Annotated in this window: 20 protein-coding genes and 1 pseudogene; 2 read left to right on the forward strand and 19 right to left on the reverse strand. The window is 56.1% G+C overall.

Annotated features, from left to right (window positions below; all coding sequences use genetic code 11):
- Nucleotides 1–29: 29 nt before the first annotated feature.
- The 19 genes and pseudogenes from BKA12_RS05750 to BKA12_RS05845 all read right to left on the reverse strand — a co-directional run bounded on the left by BKA12_RS05750 (nt 30) and on the right by BKA12_RS05845 (nt 21,145).
- Entirely contained in the window at nt 30–326 is a 297-nt protein-coding gene (locus BKA12_RS05750) for a YciI family protein (RefSeq protein WP_071893829.1), read from the reverse strand.
- 9 nt (nt 327–335) lie between these two features.
- Entirely contained in the window at nt 336–1,907 is a 1,572-nt protein-coding gene (locus BKA12_RS05755) for a cell wall-binding repeat-containing protein (RefSeq protein ID WP_183641412.1), read from the reverse strand.
- Nucleotides 1,908–2,038: 131 nt separating this feature from the next.
- Nucleotides 2,039–3,391, reverse strand: a complete 1,353-nt coding sequence (locus BKA12_RS05760) for a site-2 protease family protein (protein WP_183641414.1) — start codon at nt 3,389–3,391, stop codon at nt 2,039–2,041.
- Complete coding sequence (gene dxr / locus BKA12_RS05765; protein ID WP_183641416.1) at nt 3,388–4,605, reverse strand: 1-deoxy-D-xylulose-5-phosphate reductoisomerase; 1,218 nt, start codon at nt 4,603–4,605, stop codon at nt 3,388–3,390. Before dxr ends, BKA12_RS05760 begins: the two co-directional genes overlap by 4 nt.
- 7 nt (nt 4,606–4,612) lie before the next feature.
- A complete protein-coding gene (locus BKA12_RS05770) occupies nt 4,613–5,200 on the reverse strand; it encodes a hypothetical protein (RefSeq protein ID WP_183641418.1) in 588 nt (195 codons plus the stop codon).
- Nucleotides 5,201–5,216: 16 nt separating this feature from the next.
- The gene (locus BKA12_RS05775; protein ID WP_183641420.1) at nt 5,217–6,341 is read right to left on the reverse strand and encodes an ABC transporter permease family protein; all 1,125 of its coding nucleotides are present in this window, start codon (nt 6,339–6,341) and stop codon (nt 5,217–5,219) included.
- Entirely contained in the window at nt 6,338–6,982 is a 645-nt protein-coding gene (locus BKA12_RS05780) for an ABC transporter ATP-binding protein (protein ID WP_246361611.1), read from the reverse strand. Before BKA12_RS05780 ends, BKA12_RS05775 begins: the two co-directional genes overlap by 4 nt.
- Nucleotides 6,979–7,902, reverse strand: coding sequence for an efflux RND transporter periplasmic adaptor subunit (locus BKA12_RS05785; protein ID WP_183641422.1), 924 nt, complete (start codon nt 7,900–7,902; stop codon nt 6,979–6,981). Before BKA12_RS05785 ends, BKA12_RS05780 begins: the two co-directional genes overlap by 4 nt.
- Nucleotides 7,903–8,861: 959 nt before the next feature.
- Nucleotides 8,862–9,941, reverse strand: a complete 1,080-nt coding sequence (locus BKA12_RS05790) for an ABC transporter permease (RefSeq protein ID WP_183641424.1) — start codon at nt 9,939–9,941, stop codon at nt 8,862–8,864.
- Complete coding sequence (locus BKA12_RS05795; RefSeq protein WP_183641426.1) at nt 9,938–10,585, reverse strand: ATP-binding cassette domain-containing protein; 648 nt, start codon at nt 10,583–10,585, stop codon at nt 9,938–9,940. Before BKA12_RS05795 ends, BKA12_RS05790 begins: the two co-directional genes overlap by 4 nt.
- The gene (locus BKA12_RS05800) at nt 10,585–11,670 is read right to left on the reverse strand and encodes a peptidoglycan-binding domain-containing protein (RefSeq protein WP_183641427.1); all 1,086 of its coding nucleotides are present in this window, start codon (nt 11,668–11,670) and stop codon (nt 10,585–10,587) included. Before BKA12_RS05800 ends, BKA12_RS05795 begins: the two co-directional genes overlap by 1 nt.
- The gene (locus BKA12_RS05805; RefSeq protein WP_183641429.1) at nt 11,661–12,215 is read right to left on the reverse strand and encodes a hypothetical protein; all 555 of its coding nucleotides are present in this window, start codon (nt 12,213–12,215) and stop codon (nt 11,661–11,663) included. The genes BKA12_RS05800 and BKA12_RS05805 overlap by 10 nt, the downstream gene beginning before the upstream one ends.
- A gap of 350 nt (nt 12,216–12,565) precedes the next feature.
- Nucleotides 12,566–13,451 (reverse strand): annotated as a pseudogene (locus tag BKA12_RS12380) (IS3 family transposase); the annotation flags it as partial.
- A gap of 911 nt (nt 13,452–14,362) precedes the next feature.
- On the reverse strand, nt 14,363–14,797 hold the full coding sequence (locus BKA12_RS05820; protein WP_183641434.1) for a hypothetical protein: 435 nt from the start codon (nt 14,795–14,797) through the stop codon (nt 14,363–14,365).
- Nucleotides 14,798–15,032: 235 nt separating this feature from the next.
- Nucleotides 15,033–15,833 (reverse strand): HpcH/HpaI aldolase/citrate lyase family protein, encoded by an 801-nt coding sequence (locus BKA12_RS05825; protein WP_183641435.1) that lies wholly within the window; start codon nt 15,831–15,833, stop codon nt 15,033–15,035.
- Entirely contained in the window at nt 15,830–16,366 is a 537-nt protein-coding gene (locus BKA12_RS05830) for a MaoC family dehydratase (protein WP_183641436.1), read from the reverse strand. The genes BKA12_RS05825 and BKA12_RS05830 overlap by 4 nt, the downstream gene beginning before the upstream one ends.
- A 1-nt stretch (nt 16,367) precedes the next feature.
- Nucleotides 16,368–17,531 carry an acyl-CoA dehydrogenase family protein gene (locus BKA12_RS05835; RefSeq protein ID WP_183641437.1) on the reverse strand — a complete coding sequence of 388 codons (1,164 nt, stop codon included), beginning with the start codon at nt 17,529–17,531 and terminating at the stop codon, nt 16,368–16,370.
- 20 nt (nt 17,532–17,551) lie between these two features.
- Nucleotides 17,552–19,534, reverse strand: a complete 1,983-nt coding sequence (locus tag BKA12_RS05840; RefSeq protein WP_183641438.1) for an ATP-binding protein — start codon at nt 19,532–19,534, stop codon at nt 17,552–17,554.
- A 3-nt stretch (nt 19,535–19,537) separates the two neighbouring features.
- A complete protein-coding gene (locus BKA12_RS05845) occupies nt 19,538–21,145 on the reverse strand; it encodes a carboxyl transferase domain-containing protein (RefSeq protein ID WP_183641439.1) in 1,608 nt (535 codons plus the stop codon).
- 102 nt (nt 21,146–21,247) lie between these two features.
- On the opposite strand from BKA12_RS05845, the gene BKA12_RS05850 reads away from it, so the two are divergent.
- Nucleotides 21,248–21,847: a TetR/AcrR family transcriptional regulator gene (locus tag BKA12_RS05850; RefSeq protein ID WP_183641440.1), complete on the forward strand. Its 600-nt coding sequence runs from the start codon at nt 21,248–21,250 to the stop codon at nt 21,845–21,847.
- A gap of 133 nt (nt 21,848–21,980) precedes the next feature.
- On the forward strand, nt 21,981–22,445 hold the full coding sequence (locus BKA12_RS05855) for a GNAT family N-acetyltransferase (RefSeq protein WP_183641441.1): 465 nt from the start codon (nt 21,981–21,983) through the stop codon (nt 22,443–22,445).
- The last annotated feature ends 51 nt before the right edge of the window (nt 22,446–22,496 follow it).

Here is a 22,496-nt window from a genome sequence, read left to right on the forward strand (position 1 = left end):
CCGAAAAAGACTGACTGAGTATCTAAAGTTTACGCGTACTGGGAAAGCTCGCCAGTGACGGGCTCCCACTCAGTGACCCGGAGATTCTTCACAAATCCAAGCCGGTTGAACGGATCCTGGGCCAGCACGTCGCGAAGCTTTTCTTCGGTTGCGGCGGCGAAGAGCAAAAGCGCTCCGGAACCATCCGTGTACGGACCAGATGCCACCAATTTCACGTTCTCAATATCCGTCAACGAGGCCAGCAACGCGCGGTGATCTGCACGGTTTTCGCTGCGGCCTTCTTCAGATCCGGGCTCATAAACGTATTCGACTGCGTAAACACTCATGCATCTAGGCTACTGGTAAGAGACAAACCAGGGCTTCGGTGTGACTGTTTCAAAGGTCTCTTCAGGGGTAAATGTGGGCGAATCCTCATCAATGAAGTTCTTCCAGGCCAGCCATATGCCGTCCGGCAGGTCCTTCTGCAGCGCATTCCACGTAGCGAACTTGGACTCATGCGTGCCATTGCCATCCGCGTGCATCACCGTGGCAAGTTCAGGATGATCCACCTTCACCTGATCACGGTTTTTTATCATGGAAAGCCGGAATTGGTGCAACACAAGAATCTTCTGCGGGAGTTTGTTCTCACGCGTCAGTGTGGCGAGCCACTCAGAAACCTCGTTGACCTCCGCGGCTTCCACGGACCCGATTTGCACCATGTGCTTCTGTCCCGGTCCCAGTCGCCATTCCGGATCCAGAGCCAGTCCCACATGAGGTTTCTTCAGAAGCTCCTCATACAGCTTCGCTTGCGTGAGGAAATCATTGCGCCCCGGTTGCAAATCCAACACCGCATACACACCGGCTTTTTCAGCCGCGTCAATGTAGGGCATGAGCTTAGAAATGGGCGTTGCCGACGAGTACTGTCCGTCTGCTCCCGGCGCGGCTGAAGCGATGGTGGTGATGATCTCGAACGCGGGCTGCACTGGTTCGGTGCTGAACGGCTGATATTCGGCGGCCAGCTCCTTGACCCGCGCTACGGATTCCTCGGGGCCCTGCTCGCCGAGCAGCCCCAACGCTCCCGTTCCCGGGTGCCCATAGAGCGCTACAAAGCGACGGTAGGGGAAGACCACTTGCCCGCCTCCGGGCAGTTCCACTCCTGCGATTGCGCTCTCGGCGAGACCCGCGAATTCCTCAGAAGACGCGAAATCAGTTCCCACCGCAATCGAGTGTTTATCGCCCACGTTTTTGATTGCCTCGATGGTGCCGCTGGTGGCGCGCGGATCGGCGGATTCCAGCTCCACGAGTGTGCCACCTGCGCCTTGCAAGCTGCCCAACGCGGCCGCCGTGCCCACTTCCTTGCGGGACGCGGCGGTGGTGAAGATGGTAAATCCATCCGGCCCGGTGGCAGCGGAGGCAGAGGCGCTGGCCGAAGACGTATCCTGCGCGATCGCTACCTCATTCACGCTGGCATCCCCAAAGAGCGCCTTTTCGGCGTCAGAGAGATTCGAGTTCTCAGGGAGAATTATTTCTGTTGCTTTGAGTCGCTGAATTTCGGTTTCCAACGCTTTTTGCGCCGCGGAGGAGGAATCCAGGAGCAGCATCGGCGCACCCTGGCGCGCAGCTTCAGCGGCAAGGATTACGACGGCGTCTGCTTGGCTCGAGCGCGCCACATACACTTTGGGGCTACTTGCGAAGACGGCCTTGCTCGCGGCGATTGAGGCCGCGGAGCCCTTCGAGTTGATGCTGGAGAAAGCCGCTGAGGGCTTCTGTGTCATGGCGCCGGCGGCGGTGACGTGGTGATCGCGGGAGAGCTGACTTTGGGTCTGATTCTGCTTTTCCGAGGTCTCGTCAATTCCCCCGGTGCAGCCGCTGATTCCCAGCGCGGCAACCAGAGCAATGCTGGTCAAAAGTACAGATTTTCGTGCCACGATCTCCCCCTTGAAACGTTCACCATTCACGCTACCGGCAGGGCCAGATGAGGCGAAGGCGGCGCACCGCTTATGACAAGAATGGCAAGAACGACGAGATTGGGACGCCTTCTCAGAAGCGAGAGATGACTCTAGAAGAGCGAAATCGGCTTCACGATGTCTGCGTAAATCAGCAGCCCACCCATAGCGAACAGTGCGATGGCCACCACGTAGGTCAGCGGCAGCAACTTGGCGATATCCACCGGTCCCGGGTCCTTGCGCTTGAAGAGCTTTGCGAAGAAACGGCGAACGCCTTCCCACAAAGCGCCCAAGATATGCCCACCGTCGAGAGGCAGCAGCGGAATCAGGTTGAAGACAAACAGGGCAATGTTTAGGCTGCCAACTAGGCTCAGCAACGTAGCAAAACGATCCTTGAGCGGGATTTCCTCCATCGCTGTAATTTCACCCGCAATGCGTCCTACGCCCACCACGGACATGGGGCCGTTGGGATCGCGAGGGGCAGATGAGAAGGCCGCATTCGCCACCGCTACCAAGCGTGCCGGCAAGTCCAGCACGATTCCTGCCACCGCGCTGACGTTTTGCCCCACCATGGCGGGAACTTCGGTAATAGGTAGCGTCATCAGTTTGGTTTGAGACCCCATTCCTACAAAGCCAACGTTCACGGTTTGGTAAGAACCGTCGGCGTTGGTAATGGCCCGCCCGTTGATGTCCACAGCGGGACGTTCGGTGAGCAACGGCTTGATGGTGGTCTCGTGAGAAACACCGTCACGAACGTAAGTAATAGGAACGGACTGACCAGCAGCGGGACGAATGAGGGACGTCAAGGCATTCCAGTCCCGCTCCCCGACGCTCACACCGTTAAAGCTGGTAATCACGTCCCCGGGCCGCAGGCCTGCCACGTAAGCAGGTGCAGCTGGGTCGGACGCTAAACACTCAGAGGAATCCCCGGCAGCTTGTCGCTGCTGCTGCTCTTCTTGCGTCACCACGCACTTGAAAACTTCAGAGACGGTTGTAGTGCTTTGTGCCGTGCCAAAACCGGTCACCACAATGGCAATAAAGATGAACCCCAAAATGAGATTCATCAGTGGCCCGCCCAGCATGATGATGATGCGCTTCCACACCGGGAGCTTGTAGAACATCCGGTTCTCATCGCCGGGCTGCACGCGTTCGGCTTCGGCTTTGCGGGCGTCATCGGCGAGCTGTTGGAACAGTCCCGTTGACGCCTTGCGAACGGCTCCGTCCCGGGTTGGCGGATACATGCCCACCATCGAGATATATCCGCCCAAAGGAATGGCTTTGAACCCGTATTCTGTCTCACCCTTCTTGCGGGACCACACGGTGGGACCAAAACCGATCATGTATTGCGGCACGCGCACGCCAAAGATTTTCGCCGGCACCAGGTGCCCCACTTCGTGCAGGGCGATGGACACCGCCACACCTATGGCGATAACAAGAACACCGAGAATAAACAACAAAACCGTCACAACGTACCCCAACGTTCGTGGGCCGCATTTCGTGCCCACCGCTCAGCCTCTAGCACCGCGGCAACTGATAATTCGCGCCCAACTATAGCGGCGTCGTCGTAATTACTGACAACCTCCGCCACGGTATCCACGATGTCAAGGAAACCAATTTTCCCGTCATGGAACGCATCCACGGCTTCCTCGTTCGCCGCGTTGAAAACCGCCATGTGCGTAGCGCTGGTTTGCGCGGCCTGCTTCGCCACCGTGATTGCCGGAAAAGCCTCGTGATCCACGGGCTCAAAAGTCCACGTGGCAGCTTGACTCCAATCGCACGGCGCGGTGGCACCTGACACGCGATGCGGCCAGCCCATCCCCAACGCAATCGGCAAGCGCATATCCGGCGGGCTCGCTTGGGCGATCGTGGATCCGTCCACAAATTCCACCATGGAATGCACCACGGATTGCGGATGCACTACGGGCTCAATTCGGTCCAACGGAATATCGAACAAGAGATGCGCCTCAATCAGTTCCAGCGCTTTATTCACAAGCGTGGCCGAATTGGTAGTCACCACCCGGCCCATATCCCACGTGGGGTGCGCGAGTGCTTGTGACGGAGTAACCTGCACCAAGTCGGCGCGCTTTTTTCCGCGGAAGGGCCCGCCGGATGCCGTCACGATCAGCCGGCTCACTTCAGCGTGGGTCCCGGACGTGAGCGCTTGCGCCAACGCCGAATGCTCCGAATCAACGGGGACAAGCTGCCTAGGCGCGGCCGCCTGCTTGACTAGCGCGCCGCCCACAATCAGCGATTCCTTATTAGCGAGCGCCAACAATTTTCCAGCGTTGAGCGCGGCGAGCGTAGGTGCCAAACCAATGCTTCCCGTAATGCCATTAAGTACGACGCCGCCGCTTCCCTCCCGCGCAATCCTTTCCGCCGCGTCGGGGCCCGCGAGAATTTCGGGACGATAATTAATTGCCCCAGCCTGCTCGCTCGCTTCCTTGATGGCTTGGGCCATTGCGTCCGTGGAAGCACTCGCGGCACCAACGAGGGGCGCTTTGGTGCTCACTGCTTGTTGCGCCAAAAGCGGCAAGTTCGAGCCGCCGGCTAGGGCGGCCACCGTGAATCGCTCAGGATTTTTGGCAACAACGTCTAGACCTTGCGTACCAATGGAGCCCGTGGACCCTAGAAAAATGACGCCGCGTTGGCCGGAACTAGATTCGGGAGCTTGGAAAGTCACTCACCCATTATCCCTTTGTGGCTGCCCACTCTTTTCCCTTACGTTCAATGTCCATGGGTTTGGGTTGAGGGCACGCGCGAAGTGCGGCATCGGCATCCCCGCCAGTGTTCATGATTTCTAGCCACGGATACCAGGAGGTTCCACTATATGTTTCAACCCAGACGTCCTCGCTGGGTGCTTCCGAAACACGGAATCCCTTGCTTCTAAGACACGTTGCGCTTTCTTGAAGTAGCGCATACAGACCATGGAAATAGCTTTCGTCAGCGGGCGGAAGTGGCGGCTCTTTGCCCACTTCTTTGATGCAGTCCGCATCCAAGCCTTCTTCGGAAAGAGGCCGCCCCTTTGCATAGGGCTTATCGATGCCTTCGCCGTCCGCAGATATTTTTGCATCCGCTCCGTATCTTCTGGCGCACTCAATGTATTTTGTTCGCCAATCGGCGTAGAGCGCATTGTATTCGTCGTAGTTGCTGGGAGTGGTGCTCGCCGCCTTTTCTTGGGGTGCAGAGCAACCAGTCACCGCAACACCAGCGGTGGCAATGGCCACGAATACAAACGCAAGCTTTTTCGCGACTCCTTGCAGTGGAAATCTGCTCATCGACTCTTCCCTTCACCTACGGCACTCGAAGAATTTTGACCGGGTCCATATATGCAGCACGAACTGCAGGCGGAATCGATCCAAAAATCGCGGCCAACACCATCAAGATGCCAACTCCCACACTGAATCCGAAAGATGGAATTCCGCCGGCGAGCATCAACGTCAGGATGGATCCGGCGACGATTCCGAGGAAGGCTCCTAACACCCCAGAAAGTCCTGCGTTGATGAGAATTTGGGCCACCACAGCACTTCGAGAACCACCGAGCGCCCGTGTTCTGCCGATATCTTTTGCAAGACCCGACACGCGCCCAAACTGGACTGCGCTCAACAACAGAGCTGAAGCTAACAGAAGGCCGGTCACCGTCTGTCTTGCGGTACTCGCCATCTCGTTTTGAACGTCCTGGCTCAACCTGGCAAGCTCGCTTGTCATGGTTACGCGCAACTTTTCCGGCTGGGTGGACACCAGTGTTTCCATCACGGCTTTGGATGTCATTTCCAAGCTACGAACGTCTTTGACGCTGACCCAAAGAGTCATAATGTTGCTACCGCTTGATTTGCCGTCCGAGACCACCAGGACATTCTTGTTGAGCGCTGTCAATGGCGATTCGGCATGAAATTGACCAGCAATGTCTCCCGTCAGCGTGCGGCTGGAGACCGTTCCCACGTCATCCGCCATACCTAGTTTCCTCAGCACTTCAACAGGCGCAACGGCCTGACCGTCCTTCAGGTTCATGGCAACCGGCGAGTCAATGACAGGCGGGAAGTCACCAAAAACCCGCCGCGCTTGCACTATTTCGCCATCAGAAACGTTGAGGTTATGGACATCTGTTGCCGGCCCCATCCCAAATACCCATTCCACGTCTTCCAGGCTAGAAATTAGCCGAAGAGATTCCGTGGAGATCCCGGCACTTCCTTGAGAGTCAGTGATAGTGATAAGACGTCCCTCTGGGGAATTGATGTTGTCCAGCGCTCGTTGCTGACTCGCCATTGCCAAACCAGTGGTGGCAAAAATTGCTAGCGTAGCCGCGAAAACAATGAAGATGGAAACGATCGTCGGGACAAGAGGTCGACGCAGTCTCAAAAGCGCGTCGCGGACAAAATAGCTCGGTTGAGGGTGACCTGAACTTGATTTTGCGCTCATTCGCTGAGCCTCAAGTGATGCGTATGCTTTTCCGCCCGGTCCCTGTCATGGGTGGCGACGATTACCGTTGCACCAGCGTCGGCAGCTTGATGAAGCGTATCCCAAACAATTTCGGCTGATTCAGAATCTAGATTTCCCGTGGGTTCGTCGGCGAAAATGATATCCGGATCTTTGACCAGAGCCCTGCATAATGCAATTCGTTGAGCCTGACCGCCTGATAGCTCAGCGGGCCTGTGCTGGGCGCGATGCGCGACGCCGAAGCGTTCTAAGAGACGGGACGCATCCTCAACGGCCACGTTGTGTGAGATTCCTGCGATCCGAGCGGCTTCCACAACATTGTCCAAAGCTGTTCTAGACAAGTCCAGCATTGCGTCCTGAAAAACAAATCCCGCGTGCATAGCCCGCAATCGCGAACGTGAAGCATCGTTGAGTTGCTGGACTGATGTGTTTCCCCACTGAATAGTTCCGGCACTGGGAGTGAGCATCAACGCCATGATGTAGAGCAGAGTAGATTTTCCAGACCCAGACGGCCCAGTGATACATGTCAGGGTACCTGGTTCAAAGGTATGTGAGATCGCGGAAATCGTTGGAGTCATACCAGGCTGATAGCGGTGTTCGAGTGTAGAAATGCTGACCTTCAAGGCGTTTGCTCTTCGCTCGCGTCACCAAGCAGGACTCGATTCCCCACATTAATTCCTTCAACAATGCTCTTTCCTTGGTCCGAAACTTTAAGCGTGATGTCACGACGAACGCCATCGGAAATGAAGACAAAGGTCTTGTTGTTAGCATCCGTTCGTACTGCTGCCGTAGGAATTTGAACGCCAGTCTGTTCTGGAATCAATTCAATAATTCCCGGCAAAACTGTCTTGTCTCCAAGCTTCACCGCTCTAGAACACTCACCCCCACAGATGGAGGCTTGTCCTTGTTCTGGCTCCAGTATGGCCACGGTCTCGGACACGTCGCCGGCGGTATTTTCCAAGCGAGAAACACGTCCGGACCACTGCTCGCCGGAAGTATCGATAACCACCTTGAGCCCGGGAGTGATCTTTGAAACGTTTTCGGGAAGCACCCGGAAACTGAAGACGGGATCCGCCACAGGTCCTTGAAGTAGTTCTTGACCTTGTGAAATTTGCGCTCCCACACGAAGGGATTCCAGAGGAACGAGGACCTTTGGGAGATCTGGCACATAGATCACTCGCCATCGCGGTAATGTGCCGTCATAGCTGAATCCCGCATCCTTAGCCCACTTGGAAACAGCAGTATTGGTGGCATTGTCGAAACGCGTTCTTGTAAAAGTTGTACCGAGGTATCTCTTGCTGACAAGGAAATCCTGAAGCTGCTGAACGTCCGCTCCGCTTACCCCGCTCGAGAGATCACGGAAGGACGGAATCTTGCCATTAATGACAAAGATTGGTTGCAAATCCACCGAAAAGACGCGGCTACCGGATACCGTTGACTGACCGTCCAACGGCATATCGATTGTAGTTATTGTGCCCGTGTTACCACCAGTCGCCACAACTGATGAAGCCCAAGACGCATCAATTCCGTAGGACTGTCTCACGCTGACGGAACCGTTGACCGCTTCGACACTCGCTCTCGTATGAGCGGGTGCGGCAATAGTAGGAGGATTTGTTGCCTGGAGGGCACCCCACCATCCAACCCCGAGAGCAACTACAAGTGACAGCGCCCATGCGATGCCAACCTTCCACCGTCGGGAGGTACCTCGGCGGACTGATTCCCCGCTTGTCGTCATGAGCTTTGGCCTGCCAATTGCTGACCTTTTTCTTCAGCTTCGCGCGGTTTCGGCTGCGGACAACTCCGAAGAGCCTCATCAAGATTTCCGCCGCTTTCTACATGGACCGCATACATACCCTGCCAAAATTCGGGTGACGAAGGTGGCAGCTCGGGCGGAGCGCCCACTTCTGAAACGCATACCTGGTCGAGCCCGTCTTTCGAGGTTGGGCGCCCCTTGATTATGGCCCCCACAATTCCTTCATTGTCTGCGGCTACCTTCGCATCTCCACCATATTTTCGGACCCACTCAATGAAATTAGACCGCCAATCTCCGTATTGAGACTCGTACCCTGCGTAGTTTGAGGGACGCGTGGAGTCCGTAGCAAGTTTAGGAGCTGCGCTAGATGCACTGGCTACAAACGCGACAAAAGCGAGACCGACCCCACCTGCAAAACAGTGCTTTTGCATATAGCGCTCCCCCAATTTGAAACATTCAAGATGTGATTCACATCATAGAATCCAAAGCGGGGATCGTCAAAGAAATGCAATAACAGTTCGCTTTTCAGCCGTTTCAACGATTCAACGGCACGCCGCTGGGTGTTCCGGAAATCGGAAATTTCGGCACCCCCGTTCAAAGGTTCCTCAGTAGACACCGACTGAATCCCAACAACGGGTGATCAAACGCACTCTGTCTTCAAGCCAATATCCGATGGTAACCGCGACAGACAGGAACGCCCAGTATTCGAACACAAAACAACCATCAAACCACATGCGGCTCACTGAATATTAGGCCACGCGGAGCTCACGGATGGGATCGCGTCGGGCCGCCGATAGTGCTGGAAGTACGGCAGCGATGAGCGCGGTGATGACCGCGAGTATCGCGACTCCTGCAAAGTACGGGGTCGGCGGAAGAGGGTCGCCTGTTGAAGACAGCCAAAGTGCCGAAACCAAGGAGCCGAGCACGGCACCGCCCGCTGCCAAAATTCCTATTTGAATCATGATGAGCGCCAAAATGAGGGTTCGGCTAGCGCCGAGGGCGCGTCGTCGTCCAAAATCCTTGCGCCGCAAGAAAACCAAAGCGTAGAGGACCGCGGCAACCAGCACCCCTGTGAGGCCAAATATTGCCGCGACCAGCCCCGAACTGAAGCTGCCCAACTGATCGTCTACCGTAGCCCGCAATTGCGCGACAGACGCGTCTTTTTGAATGCTGACACCCTGCATTGATTGCACACCTAAGACCGTTGCTACATATTCTTCGACCCGATCAAGGTCCGCCACAGATCGGGCCGTGATCACAAGCGTCGCGATCCTCTCATTGGCGTTTGCATGCTTTTCAGACACTAACAGCGGTTCAAAAGGCTCTGTAAATACGGACTGTTCGAAAGAGCCAACTACGCCCAGCAGATCACCGGAAGCGGTAACAACCGCGCCTGCAGGAAGCTGCATTCCCAAAGTTTCTTGAGCTGGGGTCGACACCCTGGCCGAACCAAGTGCGTCATTTGCGCTGTGCGTTGCTGACGGCTGAAAAAGGACGCGGAAAGGGACGGCATCTCCTCCTTGAATTACCGTGTTCCTTGCGTCCACAGCAGGGCCAAAAGCAAATACTTTGGACACTAAGCTGTACTGCGCAATGCGGTCGATGACGGTGGAACGCAGCCCGGCGTCCTCCGGAGCCGTGACAATCAGTTGTCGAGCCGAAATGTTATCAATGCTGCCCAGTACGGACTGTTGCGCACCCACGGCACGCCCCGATGTCAAGAGCACCGTCACGCACAAGCCTGCGATGAGCAGAATTGCTAGTAGCGAGGGCACCTTCTGGCTACGTGCGCTCCTGAGCGCCTCCCCGAAGAGCGGACCAAGTTTCATGTCAGCTCCACTCTTCGGTCGCAATGGTCCATGAGAAAAGGGTCATGGGTTGCAATGATGACTATGGCACCGCTGGCAGCGTGATCTCGAATGCCGCTGATAACAGAGGATGCCGAAGCAGCGTCCAGATTTCCGGTTGGTTCGTCGCATAGCAACACTTGAGGGGTGGGCAAGAGCGCGCGACACAGAGCAATGCGCTGTGCCTGACCACCTGAAATTTGTCCTGGTCTATGGGTAGCTCTCAACGAGACTCCAAAAGCGTCAAGAAGTTCTAACGCGCGCGGCGTCTCCTCTTCCCGGCTGACACCACGATACAAAGTTGTTTCCAGCACGTTGTCCAGGACTGTTCGAGTGGGATCTAGTGCAGAGTCTTGAAAGACAAATCCGTATTTTTGGGCTCGCCGAGCGGCTCGTTCGGCGTCGTTGAGGGCACCTACGTTTTCACCGTCTAGCACAATGTGGCCGCTCAAAGGACTGAGCATCAGGCCCAAGAGGTACAGCAAGGTGGATTTGCCTCTGCCGCTAGGGCCAGTCAGTGCTACTACTTCTTTGCCCTCGAAGTCTTGCTCCCAGTCGCGAATAATGAGGTCCTGAGAGGTGTAGCCAAAGTTCAAATCCCTAACGGTGAGCTGTAAGGCGTCCACTACGGCGCAATCCGGGATGGAACTTTGACTTCTTGTCCTTCACGAGCCCCCGTAATCAACGATATCCCGTTGGCTTCTTGGAGTACCGAAACTTCTAGAACCTCTCCGCCCACGGTTTCAAGAACAGTCTTCCCTGTTGGCGTGCTCATCAGAGCAGCTGTTGGAACAGTCAGCCCATCTTGTGACGGAAGAACTAAGACTTTGGCCTGTAACTTGGTGACCTCGGTAGAAGGAAAGGCACTGCAGTTGTCTTCACAAACGTTTTTGGCGTCACCTGATGAAAGGACCGTGGCCTGACTATTTCCAGCTTCTTGATTTTCGCGCGCGGGACTCAAAATGCCTTTGAAGTCATGTCCACCAAATTGGAAAGTGACTTCCGCTTGTTCAGGTAAACGCGCCAACTGAGCGGACGTTCCCGATATTGTGAATGTTGGCTGGCTAGATATTGCTGCCAGCGGGTGCTCTCCACCCACGAGGCTGGATCCAAGTTTCAACTCGTCCGCCCCAGCACGAAGAGTCACCGGCAACTGCGGAAGAAAAATAATAGATTCACGAGACACGGTTCCAGTTTGCGGTTGTTTGTGGGCCTTTTGCCACTGTTTGACGGCCGTGACAGTGGCTCCATCTGCGGAACCACTTTGTGCTTCTCGAGTCAAAAATCCAGCTTCCTGCAATAACTGCTGAAGCTGGCCCACGTCACGTCCCCGCGTGCCAGGAACAATGTCTCTAAACATGGGGATCACGCCCTGAGCTGCAATGACCGGCACCTCGTCAACGAGGTACAGCACATCATTTGCCGATGCTGTGTCACCGTCCTTCTTGGAGATTTCGGTAACCACCCCAACGGCTTGGTTGACGCCTACTTCTTGCGACTCCCACGCCACGTGCATTGGCAACAAGACCGCTGAGCCAACGCTACCTTGCTGGACCGTGACTGTTGCTTGATCTGCAGTGTTTGCTGTCCTGTCTGAACCGAAGACTTGTTGGAGAGACCAGCCTCCTAACAAACCCAGCGCTAAGAGCGATACAGAAAAAAACGCCGTCGTAGCCCAACGTGAGGGGAATTTACGCAAGGTTAACCCCAAAACTCATCCTGAGAAATGGGGCAAGCTAAGTATGCTTTTTCCTGCTGTTCGGTAGAGAGTAGCTCATGTGGCGTGGAATTGAGCGTCTTATCGCGAAACTTGTCTCGAAAGCTTGCCTCAGTGAGACGGCTACCCACGTCGTATCCCTGACCAGCTAAGCAATCCCAGCGTTCTATCCATTTTCTATAGAAAGCCGAAACTTCTGCGTCGGTGTCTACCACCGGACGCGGGGCAAGTTCATTCGTGCATTCTTGCATTGCGTCAAAAAACGCTTTTGACTCTTCCCGCGTATTAATTCCGACGGGTACAACGACTGACTCGGGGCGACCTTTAGCGTCCCCCGCTGACACTTCATACCCCTTGCCACGTAAGCATTGCTCAAAATCAGCCTGGTACTCGACGGCGGATCCGGTGAATTCAGCGTCACGTATCGTGGTGGACTGGGCAGGAGCGCAAGCTGCGATGCCAAAGGTGAATAAAGTGGCGAGAATCACCCCGGTCAAATTTGGCGATTTCAAAATTGGAATCATCCGAAAGTTTGGCAATAGCCAGAAGTGTAAGCGTTGTCGATGGCCGTTGAAGAATAGACCTCCCAGTATCCTCCGCGCACCGGAACGGAGACTGCCTTCATGGACGCGAACAGAATGGCAACTGTGGAATTAGCGGGTCGCTTTTTCACTGAGGCCTCCATGAATCTCCAGGAAATTACATTGTGATTGGAATCATACACATAGTTCCAGAAGAAAGGTCGAGGGTTTGATTATTCATTGCAAAACCAATCCGATTAGCACACAGTAGATCAATGGTTGACTGGCGAGTCTCTCATAGTTCGGAAGTTATAGGACACTGAGAGTCGGGGCCAGATTGCGACTCGAAAGACGGACAATCTGACACGCTCCACCCAGTCCAGGGTCGCGATTTCGACGACCTGCGTTGATGGCCATATATTCGGGCGTGAATGATTTCAGTCTTATAGAGTCCATTAACTGTTTCCGCTAACGCGTTATCGTACGAGTCTGGCACCGTTCCTACGGGCGCAGAAACCTGGTGTTGGGCAAGCGCCTCAGAATAGGTCACAGACACGTATTGAGTGCCCCTATCCGAATGATGAATCAGTTGACCGTCTCCACGCCGGTGCGCACCAGTATTTACGAGAGCATGTTCTAGAGCTTGAAGAGGCAACGATGCCGTCGTCAGTGATGAAGAAACGGACCACCCCACGATCTTGCGAGTGAACACATCAGTGACAAACGCAGTGTAAGCAAACCCAGCGAGAGTTTGCACGTACATCACGTCCGCAACCCATAAACGATGGGGGCCTAACGCCGTAAAGTCACGCTTCACCAAGTCCGGACGATTATCAAGCGTGGCCGCGGACGTGGTGGTGGTGATTGTCCGGCGACCGCGTTGAACTCCACGAACCTGGGCCAGTTTCATCAATCACGCAGTTTGATCGCGTCCAATGTCCCAGCCGGCTCGCCGCATCGCGTGCATCATTTTTCGGTGCCCGTAGACACTGTGGTTCTCGGCATGAACGCGTTTGATTTCCTTGATAAGAAACTCATCTCGCTGCGCACGCGACGAGACAGGACGGCTTTTAGCGGCCCGATAACCGCGAGAGCTGATAAATCCACACTCCGTGGCACCGAGCGTGCGACAGATGGCCTCGACCCCGAAACGGTCACGATACATATCAATGAACCTGATCATCTCGTCGTAGGGGCGCCTCGAGTTCCACTTACGAAAAAAGCCGATGCTTTTCTCAAGATTTCATTCGCTCGTCACGCTTCAGTGAGTGGAAGTTCACGACGCGCCCAACAGTTGTAGCCAACGCCTTCTGAATTATTTTCAATTAGCGACATTATGCTGAAAGAGGAAATTCCGCTCTTTCGGATTCTGGCCAACCCTCGAAGTTCACGCAGGAAGTTACTAACCGACAAGCTTCGGCTCGACCATAAAGAAGCAGAACAAGACGAGATACGGTTCACCGATGACGATCAGGCAATGGGAAGCCCCTGGGATCATGTCAAGTAAAGGTTCAGTGAAGATAATTAAAAGTCTCTATTGGATCTAGCCAGCGTATCTTGAGGCTGAATAAGAGCCCGAGGAGTTCATCAAAATACTCCATGTCCCAAATTCCTTCTAAGTCTTCTGTCACAGATCTCAGACTGAATGGCAAGTCGAACTCTGTTACGACTCTAACCTCAACTCCGCTAGGTTTCTTAGACTTTTGATTAAAATAAACATCGCACAGACAATACGCCGTTTTGCCACCATCGAATTCATAAACTCCAACAAATTCGCTTCGGCCTTGTTTCATTGCAGCTAAGGTCGGACCCCATCCACCGAACGGCTCACCAGCCCTCTTAAGACTAAGCGAATTTCTTAAAATACTACGTGTTCTCCGAGACAAAAAGGCCAAGACTACCACTACCTATCGCGATAATTCAGGCGGACATTGACATATGTGGATTTTCCGTTTTTGCTCACGCCTTTATCCCGACTCTGAGGTTTGACGAGTAGCCTTGGCTACTATTTCTTTTGGCCGATCGATACTCCCGATTGTTATTGGTGTTCTTGATTCACCGAGCACCATTTTTGGCACGCTCCCGAAACACTGTGTCGTACCTCACTGCGTTGGGCATAACTCATTCTCCAATCAATCATGAGTGCCTACAAAGCCCAACACGGTTCACCTAGCTAGAACGACTATCACGTACAGTATGGGACCAAAAAAGACACACAGGAAAATTAGGATTGTCGCCAAGAGATAACTTCGTCCCTCTTGCTTCACTACCACCCAGGCATAAACCTTGCTGTCAAACTCCTTCTTCGGGAAAACGAGCACTCGTTTCGAGAAATAAATGACCACGAGGCTCGTATAAATATGATGCGCCCATCCGATCCAGCGAAGTGATGGATCGGTAATTTTGATACTTGCACCATAGGACATTCCTGCCAAAATAGCCAAGAAGAATACAGTATAAGAAAATATTTGAATCGCATTTAAAATGCCATTACGTCTGTCAAAAACTATGATGGCGATGAGTGAACTGATCAATATGCAAGCCACTAGTGCACCGGAAATTAGGGGAAGAAACTCCTGCCATCCCACAATGCGTTCCACTGTTTCTCACCGTCCCTTCTGGGCACGTTTCTCGGCTTCGATTTACGCTACGTCAGGGTTCCGACGGAATAAGACACGGCTCCAGACCCAACTGCCGACCACGTATCGGCCCGATCCTGTGTTGTATTTCACTCCACAGGCCGTTGCTCATTCTCTTATCAATCATGAGAGTCCACCAAACCCAGCAAGGTTTTTGAAGGCTGAGGACAGTCGCTTCCACCCCCAGTCCGAGGACTTAGCCCGCCAAGCGTCGGGCCCGCTTCAACACCACTTCATCCACCATTTCGCCCTCAAAACGAAAAGCCCCCAGCTCATTCTTCGCAGCATCCAAGACCCGGTACGCCCACTCGCGCTGCTCACGGCTCGGCCGAAACCCGTCACGAATCACTGCTACCTGTCCAGGGTGAATACACGCTTTCGCCACATACCCCGTCGCAAAAGCATCCCGGCTCTCCCCCAAAAGTCGCTCATGATCAGCAATATCGAGCACCACAGAATCAATGGACTCCTTACCGAACGCTCGAGCCGCCACATGAACCGCAGCGCGACCATAACGAATAACGCCACGGAAGCGGCCGTCGTCGTACTGGGAAGAAAACCCGCCCAACGACGCCACCAAATCCTCCGAACCCCACATCAACGCCGCCACGTTCTCCGCCTGCGCAATTTCCTGCGCCCGCGTCACACCCAACGCGGTCTCGCACAACGCCACCACCGAAAATCCAGCCAACAATTGTGTTTGCGCAGCCGATTCCGTCTTCGCCAGCATCACCCACCGATACTGCGTGCGACGCAACGCATCAAGATCCTTCTCAAAATCGTCCGAGCCCACGGGATTCACCCGCACCACCGTGCGCTCCGGATCCAACGGAGTAGACACCACGTGCTCTCGGGCAGCACCACGCGCTTCCGGAAGCACCGCATCTTCCAGATCAATAATCACGGCATCCGCACGCTCCGCGGCCTTCGTGAAACGCTCCGGACGGTCCGCCGGCACAAACAACATCGCCGGACCCAACGAGAACTTAGAACTCATGACCCCTCCGCTTTCGGCTCCGCACCCATAATCGAAGCCTCATGCGCAGCCTTCGTCCACATCAAACACACCCGGCTAGCTTTCGCCACCACGTCCCCGTGCTGATTGAACCCCGTGTGAGCTAACGTGGCGATCCCCTGGCCCGGGCGCGAAGACGACTCCCGCAACGCCACCACCTCAGTCTGCGTGGTCAGCGTGTCCCCATGAAACAGCGGATGAGGGAACGCAATGTCCTGCAAACCCAGTTGCGCCACCAAAGTTCCTTGCGTCACCTGACCCACGGACTGCCCCACCATGACAGAAAGCGTCATCATAGAATTGATGAGCCGCTGACCGAAGGGTTGGTGCTCGGCGTATGCGGCATCCAAGTGGAGCGCTTGCGTGTTCATAGTCAGCGTGGTGAACAGGACATTGTCCGCTTCCGTGAGCGTGCGCCCCGGCTGATGGACGAACACGTCCCCCACCACCAACTCATCAAAATACAAGCCGCGCTGCACAAAACGCTGCGGTTCCCGTGGGTGTGGCGCGCTCATATTAGAGCCCCAGCTCGCGGGAGATCAGCATGAGCTGCACTTCGGTAGTGCCCTCGCCAATCTCAAGAATCTTGGAATCGCGATAGTGGCGGGACACCACAAATTCGTTCATGAATCCGTAACCACCAAACACTTGGGTGGCGTCACGCGCGTTGTCCATGGCGGCCTCGCCGGCCACGAGCTTGGCGATGGCGGCTTCCGTTTTGAACGGCTTGCCGGCCAGCATCTTGGACGCGGCGGCGTAGTAGGCCAAGCGAGCACTGTGAGCGCGCGTCTGCATGCGCGCAATCTTGAACTGAATGGCCTGGTACTCACCGATGTTCCGGCCAAACGCTTGACGCTGCTTGGCATACTTCACGGACTCATCCACGCAACCCTGCGCGGCCCCCGTGGCAAGGGCGGCAATCGCGATGCGCCCCTCGTCAAGAATGGACAGGAAATTCGCGTAGCCGCGGCCGCGTTCGCCCAGCAGGTTTTCTTCCGGAACCGTGACATTGCTGAAGCTCAGCGGGTGGGTGTCCGAGGCGTTCCAGCCCACTTTGTTGTACGCCTTTTCCGCGGTGAACCCTGGCGTATTGGTGGGTACCAAGATGGTGGAGATTTCCTTCTTGGGCTTGCCGTCTTTGCCGATGGTCTCGCCAGTGACAGCAGTTGCGGTTACCAGCTTGGTGATGTCCGTACCGGAGTTGGTGATGAACTCCTTGCGGCCATTGATCACCCAATTTCCGTCCCGCAATACCGCTGTAGTCTTGGTGCCGCCCGCGTCAGAGCCCGCTTCTGGTTCCGTCAGTCCGAAGCCCGCGAGCGCCTTCGCTGACGTAAGCTGCGGGAGCCATTCTTCTTTTTGCTCTTGCGTGCCGAACCGGTACACCGGCATGGCTCCGAGGGAGACTCCGGCTTCGAGGGTGATGGCCACGGATTGGTCCACGCGGCCCAGTTGCTCGAGCGCGAGGGCTAGGGCGAAGTAGTCGCCGCCTTGTCCACCGAATTCTTCGGGGAATGGCAGACCAAACAGGCCCATCTCGCCCATCTGCGCAATGACTTCATACGGGAAAGAATGCTCTTCGTCATGCTTGGCGCTTACGGGCGCCACTACCTGGTCCGCAAAGTCGCGCACCATGTCAGAGAGGTCCTGATAGTCCTCTTCAAGTTCAAGATTAGGCATGATTCTTCTCTTTCAGCTGGTTACGCGGCCGGTTCAATCCGGGCCAGGACTTGGTTCTTGCTGACTTGGTCCCCCATCGAGACCAAAATCTTGACGGTGCCGGATACTTCCGCCACCACGGCGTGCTCCATCTTCATGGCTTCCACTCCCACGAGCGTCTGACCTGCGGAAACGGCGTCGCCGTCTTGCACCGCAATGGACACCACGGCACCCGGCATCGGCGAGCGCGCCTCCGGGTCACCTGCACTGGTTTCGCGTGCCTTGGCTGCTCGGGAGCGCGCTACGGCTTGCGTGCGTGTGAGCTTACGAATTTCGAAGGTCCCGGACGTGCCGTGCGCCCAGACGGTGCTGGGGTCAGTTGGATGAGGGAGTACGACGACGCCGCTCACTTCCTGCTCCCCCGGCACGGATACTTCCACGAGGTTGTCATCAATCTCGAGAGCCAGGCGCGTGGGATAGGACGCGCCGGAGATGCGCCAACCGTCGCCGAGTTGCCACGGTGAAATCCACTCGCCGTGTGTCGACGGTGATTGGTAAGGGAACGGGGACATGGATGGGGACGTGGATGTTGACCGCAGCGAGTACGCCACCTCAGCGAGATCCTCCGGTGATATTCGTTGCCGTTCCGGCTGGCCGGCGTCGTCGATGAGCTTGGTGTTAAGGGCACCTGCCTGCACGTCTTTTCTCGCCAACAGTTGGCGCAGGAAGTCAATGTTCGTGCGCACGCCGAAGACCGTGGTGTCTGCAAGCGCGGCGTCGAGACGCTTGAGGGCTTCGCTGCGATCAGCACCCCATGAAATGAGCTTGGCAATCATGGGGTCGTAGTACGCAGAGATGGTTCCCGGGCCATCCAGCGCGCTGTCCACGCGCACGTGTTGGCTCTGCGGCGTGAGGAACTCGAAGATGTCCCCCACCGACGGCAAGAAACCACCGGCTGGATCCTCGGCATAGACCCGTGCTTCTACCGAGTGTCCTTCGATGCTCAGATCTTCTTGCTGGAAGCCGAGCGTCTCGCCTGCGGCCACGCGGACTTGCCATTCCACCAGATCCAAGCGTTGGCCGTTGGCACGGACCACTTCTTCGGTGACCGGGTGCTCCACCTGAAGGCGCGTGTTCATCTCCATGAAGAAGAACTCATTCGGCCGATCATCCGAGACCAAAAATTCCACGGTGCCAGCGCCCACATAGTTCACGGAGCGAGCGGCGTTGACGGCCGCTTCGCCAATACGGGCGCGAATCTGTGCGCCCTCGCTCAAATTCTCGAAGAGTGCCGAGGGTGCTTCTTCAATCACCTTTTGGTGGCGACGCTGCAAAGAGCATTCGCGTTCGAACAAGTACACGGTGTTTCCGTGGGTGTCCGCCATGACTTGCACTTCTATGTGGCGGGGGTTCTTGACGAGTCGTTCAATGAAGAGGGTGTCATCGCCAAAAGCTGAGGCTGCAGTGCGGCGAGCACTTGCGAGTGCCGCGGGCATGTCTTCGAGGCGATCCACCGCGAACATGCCCTTGCCGCCGCCACCGGCTGAAGGCTTAATGAGCACCGGGAAACCGATGTTTTCCGCGGCGCGCAAGAGAGCGTCGTCGTCCAATCCCGGCTCAGCGATACCCGGAACCGTTGGAACCGCGTGGGACTCGACGTGTTGCTTGGAGCGAATCTTGTCACCCATCGCGTGGAGCGATTCGATGGACGGACCGATGAAGACGATCCCAGCCTCCTCAAGTGCCCGAGCGAAGTCCACGTTTTCTGAGAGGAATCCGTAGCCAGGATGCACGGCTTCTGCACCGGACTCGAGGCATGCCTGAATGAGGGCAGGGATAGAAAGGTAGCTTTCCGTGGCGGCAGCACCACCGATGTGGACGGCGAGGTCAGCCTCGCGGACATGCGCGGCGTCCTGATCAGCGTCCGAATACACGGCGACTGATCGAATGCCCATCTTCTTCAGCGTGCGCATGACACGGCGCGCGATTTCTCCGCGGTTAGCAACAAGGACGGTGGAGAACATGTGTCACATCCTGAAGAGACCAAAAGAGGTCTCGCGTAGAGGGGTGCGGGAGACAACGTCTAGTGCCAGGCCCACCACGCGGCGCGTGTCTGCGGGATCGATAATGCCGTCATCCCACAATCTGGCCGTGGAATAATAGGGGTTGCCCTGGTCTTCGTACTGTTGGCGAATGGGTGCACGGAAGGCCTCTTCTTCTTCAGCGCTCCACGTGGCGCCCGTCGCTTCAAGGCCATCGCGCTTGACGGTGGCCAAGACGGAACTTGCCTGATTGCCGCCCATGACGGAAATGCGGGCGGCGGGCCACATCCACAAGAACCGTGGGCTGTACGCGCGGCCGCACATGGCGTAGTTGCCTGCGCCGAAAGAACCACCAATAATCACCGTGAGCTTGGGGACGCGGCAGGAGGCCACGGCGGTCACGAGCTTCGCGCCATCCTTGGCGATGCCGCCGGCTTCCGCGTCCTTGCCCACCATGAATCCGGAGATGTTCTGGAGAAACAGCAGCGGAATGCCGCGCTGATCGCACAGCTCAATGAAGTGCGCACCCTTGAGTGCGGACTCGGAAAACAACACACCGTTGTTGGCCACAATGCCCACGGGAAAACCGTGGATATGGGCGAATCCGGTGACCAAGGTTTCTCCGTAGTTCGCCTTGAACTCGTGGAACTCGGAACCGTCAACCAGGCGAGCGATGACCTCGTGAACGTCATAGGACGCGTTGACGTCCGTGGGCACCACACCGTAGAGCTCTTCGGGATCAAACAGCGGAGCTTGGACCGTCTTCACGTCGATGACCGGGGCTGGCGTCTGTGGAAGTGACTCCACGATATTCCGCACGATTTCCAGTGCGTGCTCGTCATTGTCTGCGAGGTGGTCTGCAACCCCGGAAACTTTGGCGTGCAGGTCGCCGCCACCCAGCTCCTCTGCCGTCACCACTTCGCCAATAGCCGCTTTCACCAGCGGAGGACCACCCAAGAAAATGGTGCCTTGATTGCGGACAATCACGGTCTCATCACTCATGGCCGGCACATACGCGCCGCCAGCCGTGCAGGAGCCCATGACTGCTGCGATCTGCGGGATCTTTGCTGCCGAGAGATTGGCCTGGTTATAAAAGATGCGGCCGAAGTGTTCGCGATCCGGGAAGACTTCATCCTGCTTGGGCAAGAACGCGCCGCCGGAGTCCACCAAATAGATGCACGGCAGCTTGTTTTCGAGGGCAATTTCTTGAGCGCGCAAATGCTTTTTGACGGTCATCGGGTAATAGGTGCCGCCCTTGACTGTGGCGTCATTGCACACAATCATGACGTGGCGACCTTTGACCAGACCGATGCCCGCGATGACGCCGGCTGCGGGAGAATCGCCGTCGTACATGCCCTCCGCTGCCAACGGCGCTACTTCAAGGAAGGGCGAACCGTCATCCAGCAAGCGATTCACGCGCTCGCGGGGCAATAATTTTCCGCGCGCTACGTGACGCTCGCGCGACGCCTCCGAGCCACCGAGCGCAACGCGAGCCAAGCGTTCCTTCAGCTCGGCGACGAGACCGCGCTGAGCGGCGTCGTTCACCAGAAATGCCTCGCCAGCGCTGTCAACGCTAGATTCGAGCTGTTCCATGGACCCTCCGCGGATCTCTTGAAGTTAATCGTCATTTACTGAGATCATGTTAGTCAGCATTAACCGAGAATGTAAAGTGGGTCACACTTTGCAGGAGGATTCATGAGCGATACACCAGTCACCAAGCGCGGCACCGCCAAACTCGAGCGCCGCACCGAGCTCTTGCGCGCCGCCGGAGAACTTTTTGGGCGCTCTGGTTTCGCGAACGTGTCCCTTGAAGACCTCGGCAAAGAAGTGGGCATCAGCGGACCCGCTGTGTATCGTCATTTCCCCAACAAGTCCGCAGTGCTCGCCACCCTTTTGATTGACGTCAGCGTTCACTTGCTCGAAGGCGGCCAAAAAGTCAGCGAGTCCGGCAAGCCGCCCACAGAAACGCTTGAAGATCTTGTGGCCTTCCACGCGGACTTCGCGTTTTCCTCCCCCGAAGTTATCCGCATTCAGGACCGCGAATGGCGCAATCTTGAGCCAGCCGATCTAGAACGCGTGAGGGATCTGCAGTTGCGCTACATCTCTCTCTGGGCGGATCAGCTCGAAAAGCTCCACCCGAACGAGACCGCATCAGACGCCCGCTTTCGCGCCCGCTCCGTCTTTGGCCTGCTCAATTCCACGCCGCACACCGTCGGCGGAACCGAGACGAAAGTTAGCGCACGAAAGAAACTGCTCTCCTCGCTCGCTCTCGCAGCGCTAACCGCCGACGCTTGAGCGCTGATCTGGCAGGTCTCCGCGTTTCATGTGCGCGAAACAAGTAACCTAGAGAGCAACGTATGTGTCGGGTCGCCGTCGTATGTCAGATAGTTGAACGTCATCTATCGGCGCCGAAATTTGGAGGTAAGCAGTGAAGCTTCGCGAAGTACAGTCCTCAGATCTTGAGAGCTTCTTTGAGCACCAGCAGGATCCCGAAGCCATGGAGATGGCTGCCTTTACCGCCAAAAACCCGGCGGACCGCGGCGTCTTCAACTACCACTGGAGCCTCATGCTGAAGGACCCAGAGACTTTCATCCGCACCATTGAAGTTGACGGCGAAGTGGCCGGCAACATCGTGGCGTACCCCTACGAAGACGCCTACGAAATCAGCTTCTGGACGGACAAGAAGTACTGGGAGCAAGGCATCACCACCTCCGCAGTAGACGCTTTCTTGGCAGAATTCACCAAGCGCCCACTACGCGCGCGTGTAGTCACAGACAACGTAGGTTCCAAGAAGATCCTGGACCGCCGCGGCTTTGTAGTCATCGGTGAAAACGAAGACTTCGCGAATGCCCGCGCTGCCGTGGTCAAGGAATACATCATGGAGCTTCGGTAGAAAAGCCCCACACTTAGACACAAAGGAACTCGTCGCCGAGTAGTGATTCAC

Origin of the sequence: Neomicrococcus lactis (assembly GCF_014200305.1) — a bacterium.
GTDB lineage: Bacteria > Actinomycetota > Actinomycetes > Actinomycetales > Micrococcaceae > Neomicrococcus > Neomicrococcus lactis.